Origin of the sequence: Pseudomonas sp. WS 5411, assembly GCF_012985595.1 — a bacterium.
In the GTDB taxonomy this organism is placed as follows: domain Bacteria; phylum Pseudomonadota; class Gammaproteobacteria; order Pseudomonadales; family Pseudomonadaceae; genus Aquipseudomonas; species Aquipseudomonas shahriarae.
In genome coordinates this window covers 1-725 of the sequence record NZ_JAARMC010000060.1, presented here as the reverse complement: position 1 = coordinate 725, position 725 = coordinate 1, and the positions used below count along the sequence as shown (strand labels likewise).

At 61.9% G+C, this 725-nt stretch carries 1 protein-coding gene; it reads right to left on the bottom strand.

All coding sequences use genetic code 11. The annotated features are described in order from the left end of the window. Positions 1-725: DUF6531 domain-containing protein (locus HBR93_RS26750; protein WP_222932504.1), on the bottom strand; the 725-nt coding region annotated here is incomplete at both ends.

Genomic DNA, 725 nt, shown 5'->3' with positions numbered 1-725 from the left:
CCCTCCTTGCCAGACCGTTCCCACTCCCAGAAAAAACTCGCCCCACCGGCCAACTGCCGCTCAGTAATTACCGCAAGGCTGTCATATTGATAGCGCTCGCTTTCGCCGACGGCATTGATCGCCTCAAGCAGTCGCCACTGTTCGTCATAGCGGTAGGAAACAACGTTCTGCTCAGTAACCCAGGCGTCATCCGATTCGCTTTCCACGCGAAACACCTGGTAGTCCAGCGCCACGATATGCCCGCGGTCATAACGCAACAGCAAGGCGCGACCGGCACCGTTATCCAGGCGCCGAATCCGCCCCAAGCCATCGCGGGAAATACCCAGGCGGTTGTCATACCCATCGCTGATCGCCGTCAGCACACCGTCGTGAAAGTGGTAGAAGCGTGCCCCCTGCGCCAGCACCAGTTCATCCGGCGCAGCCCCCAGATAAATCGCCGCTTCAGCCAGGCTATTGCTGATCGCCGGGCGGGCAACGGAGGGCAGGGGAAAGGTGGTGCTGCGGTTCTCATGGTCCGTCCACACCACCGACCCGCCGACCACCTCCAGCCGCTGCGCCAAGGAATGGCTCCAGCCAAAGCCCAGCCCGCAATCCACCTCCACGGCACTGGTGCGATACAGGCGTGTCCAGGCAAATGGCAGCACGCCATCCAGTTCGCCATCGGTCAGGGTCAGCAGTTCTTCGCCGGTGACCATGGACACCGGGCAACCGTGGGTCGCGGTTTT